Source organism: Ruminococcus sp. N15.MGS-57, assembly GCF_000980385.1.
Taxonomy (GTDB): Bacteria; Bacillota; Clostridia; order Oscillospirales; family Ruminococcaceae; genus Hominimerdicola; species Hominimerdicola aceti.
Genome location: NZ_LARF01000074.1, coordinates 1 through 3,976, shown reverse-complemented (window position 1 = coordinate 3,976; position 3,976 = coordinate 1). Strand labels below are relative to the sequence as shown.

General features: G+C 47.8%; 2 protein-coding genes. Both read left to right on the top strand.

What is annotated here, in order from left to right:
* Positions 1–2,233: DNA-directed RNA polymerase subunit beta (gene rpoB / locus WS40_RS10190; protein WP_046442085.1), on the top strand; the 2,233-nt coding region annotated here is incomplete at its 5' end.
* A 119-nt stretch (positions 2,234–2,352) separates the two neighbouring features.
* Positions 2,353–3,976, top strand: a 1,624-nt coding sequence (rpoC, locus tag WS40_RS10185) for a DNA-directed RNA polymerase subunit beta' (protein ID WP_046442084.1), incomplete at its 3' end; no start/stop codon positions are given.

Genomic DNA, 3,976 nt, shown 5'->3' with positions numbered 1-3,976 from the left:
CCCTGGCGGTCTTTCAAGAGACCGTGCCGGATTTGAGGTCCGTGACGTTCACTATACTCACTACGGCAGAATGTGTCCTATCGAGACGCCTGAAGGTCCTAACATCGGACTTATCTCTTACCTTGCTTCTTTCGCAAGGATAAACGAGTACGGCTTTATCGAAGCTCCTTACAGACGTGTTGACAAGGAAACAGGCGTTGTAACTGACGAAGTTGTTTATATGACGGCTGACGTTGAAGATAACTACATGGTCGCTCAGGCAAACGAGCCTCTTACTGAGGATAACAAGTTTGCCAGACCTAAGGTAAACGGCAGATACAGAGATCAGATCCTCGAGATAGAGAGAGAGAAGATCGACTTCATGGACGTTTCACCTAAAATGGTAGTTTCTGTGGCTACTGCTTGTATCCCGTTCCTTGAGAACGATGACGCTAACCGTGCGCTCATGGGTTCAAACATGCAGAGACAGGCTGTGCCGCTGCTCAAGACTGAGTCTCCTATCGTTGGTACTGGTATGGAGTACAAAGCTTGTCTTGATTCAGGCGTTGCTGTTGTTTCTAAGAACGCAGGTGTTGTTGAGAGCGTTGACGCTGACAAGATCGTTATCCGTGAGGACAGCGGTATGCTCAGAACTTATGAGCTGACTAAGTTCAAGCGTTCAAACGCAGGTACTTGCACAAACCAGAGACCTATCGTCAATAAGGGCGAGAGAATTGAAGCTAATCAGATAATCGGTGACGGCCCTGCTACCTCAAACGGTGAGCTTTCACTTGGTAAGAACGCTCTTATCGGCTTCATGACCTGGGAAGGTTACAACTACGAGGACGCCGTTCTTCTGAACGAAAACCTTGTAAAGCAGGATAAGTACACTTCTATCCATATTGAAGAGTATGAGACAGAGGCCAGAGATACAAAGCTCGGACCTGAGGAGATCACAAGAGATATACCTAACGTTGGCGAGGACGCTCTTAAGGATCTGGACGAGAACGGTATCATCAGAATAGGCGCAGAGGTTCGCTCAGGAGATATACTTGTTGGTAAGGTAACACCTAAGGGTGAAACTGAGCTGACAGCAGAAGAAAGACTTCTGAGAGCTATCTTCGGCGAAAAGGCTAGAGAAGTTAGAGATAATTCTCTTAAGGTACCTCACGGCGAGGCCGGTACTATCATTGATGTTAAGATATTCACAAGAGAGAACTGCGACGAGCTTTCTCCTGGAGTAAATATGCTCGTCAGATGCTACATCGCACAGAAGAGAAAGATCTCTGTGGGCGATAAGATGGCGGGTCGTCATGGTAACAAGGGTGTCGTTTCAAGAATACTCCCACAGGAGGATATGCCATTCCTTGAGGACGGTACTCCGCTTGATATCTGTCTTAACCCATTGGGCGTACCTTCTCGTATGAACATCGGTCAGGTGCTTGAGGTTCATCTTGGTATGGCGGCAAAGGCTCTTGGCTGGAAGATAATGACTCCTGTATTCGACGGTGCTCACGAGGCAGACATCAGAGAATGCTTCAAAATGGCTCAGCAGAATTATCTGGAGCATAAGGACGATGAGTTCACTCTCCACACAATGGACGAGGTCATCAACCCTAACGCACTGAGCATGAGCGAGGACGGCAAGTTCACTGTTTATGACGGAAGAACAGGCGAGAAGTTCGATAACAGAGTTACAGTCGGTTATATGTACTACCTGAAGCTCCACCACCTCGTAGACGATAAGATACACGCACGTTCAGTTGGTCCTTATTCACTGGTAACACAGCAGCCACTCGGCGGTAAGGCTCAGTTCGGTGGTCAGAGATTCGGAGAAATGGAAGTTTGGGCGCTCGAAGCTTACGGTGCTGCTTACACACTTCAGGAGATCCTTACAGTTAAGTCTGACGATACTGTGGGAAGAGTCAAGACATACGAGGCTATCGTTAAGGGACAGAATGTTCCTAAGCCTGGTGTTCCTGAGGCGTTCAAGGTACTTGTTAAGGAGCTTCAGTCACTTGGTCTGGATCTCAAGGTACTCAACATCAATAACGAGGAAATAGATCTTAAGCAGTCGTTTGACGAGGACGAGGAGCTTGTTCCACAGCCTGCTATCGAAGATCATATCGATTTCGGCGTTGACGAGGGCGATCTCGACGAGGGCTTCATGGCTGAAGACGAGAACGGCACTTCCGAACTGGAGGGCAGCGCAGCTTCCGACGAGTCTGATCTGTTCCTTAATGACGGTGAATAATTTTGCACAGTAACTAAATAAGCTGAGGTCAAAGGGCGGAAGGCTCCGCCCCTGCGACCGTTTCATATAGAAGTCGGCTGTTGCCGTGCTTCAAACTAAACAGGAAGAGGGTACTGCTGTTGGAATTCAATGAGTTTGCATCAATCAAGATCGGTCTTGCTTCGCCTCAGAAGATCCGTGAGTGGTCTTACGGCGTTGTTACCAGACCTGAAACAATAAACTATCGTACTCAGAAGCCGGAAAAGGACGGATTGTTCTGCGAAAAGATATTCGGACCTTCAAAGGACTGGGAGTGTCACTGCGGTAAATATAAGAAAATTCGCTTTAAAGGCAAAGTCTGCGAGCGCTGCGGCGTTGAGGTAACAAGAGCCAAGGTTCGTAGAGAGAGAATGGGTCACATCGAGCTTGCTGCACCTGTTTCTCACATTTGGTATTTCAAGGGAACTCCGTCAAGAATAGGACAGATGCTTGAAATATCACAGAAAAGACTTGAAGAAGTTCTTTACTTCACAAAATACATCGTTATAGATCCAGGTAACACTGAGCTTATCAAGGGTCAGCTCCTTACTGAAAAGGATTATAGCGAAATGCAGGAAAAGTATGACGAGGACGAGTTCAGAGCCGGCATGGGCGCTGAGGCTATCAAGGAGCTTCTTGAAGAGATCGACCTCGAGAAGCTCTCAGAAGAGCTTAAAACTGAGCTGAAGGATCTTCCTGCGGGTCAGAAGCGTATCAAGCTTCTGAAAAGACTGGAGATCGTTGAGGCTTTCAGAACATCAGGCAACAGACCTGAGTGGATGATACTGGAGGCTATACCTGTTATACCACCTGATATCAGACCTATGGTACTGCTGGACGGCGGAAGATACGCAACCAGCGACCTTAATGACCTTTACAGACGTGTTATCAACAGAAATAACCGTCTTAAGAAAATGCTGGAGCTTGAAGCACCTGACATCATCGTTAGAAACGAAAAGAGAATGCTTCAGGAAGCTGTTGACGCACTTATCGACAACGGCAGACACGGCAGACCTGTTACAGGTCCTAACAACAGAGCATACAAGTCACTTTCAGATATGCTCAAAGGTAAGCAGGGACGTTTCAGACAGAACCTTCTTGGTAAGCGTGTTGACTATTCAGGACGTTCTGTTATCGTCGTAGGCCCTGAGCTTAAGATGTATCAGTGCGGTCTGCCAAAGGAAATGGCTCTTGAGCTGTTCAAGCCTTTCGTTATGAAAAGACTTGTTGACACCAATCCTACTATCAACATCAAGTCTGCAAGGAAAAAGGTAGACAGAGCTGAGCCAGAGGTTTGGGACGCACTTGAAAACGTTATTCAGGGTCACCCTGTAATGCTCAACCGTGCGCCTACACTTCACAGACTTGGTATTCAGGCATTCGAGCCTATCCTTGTAGAGGGCAGAGCTATCAAGCTTCACCCACTGGTTTGTACAGCGTTCAACGCTGACTTCGACGGCGACCAGATGGCTGTTCACCTGCCGATCTCAGCAGAGGCTCAGGCTGAGGCAAGATTCCTTATGCTGGCTGCCAACAACCTGTTGAAGCCTTCAGACGGACGCCCTGTTGCAGTTCCTACACAGGATATGATACTTGGTTCTTACTACTTAACACTGAAGAAGGACGGCGAGCCTGGCGAGGGCAAGGTGTTCAGAGATGTGAACGAGGCTCTTAGGGCTTGCGATCAGCACATCGTTTCACTTCACGCTGCTATCAAGGTAAGAA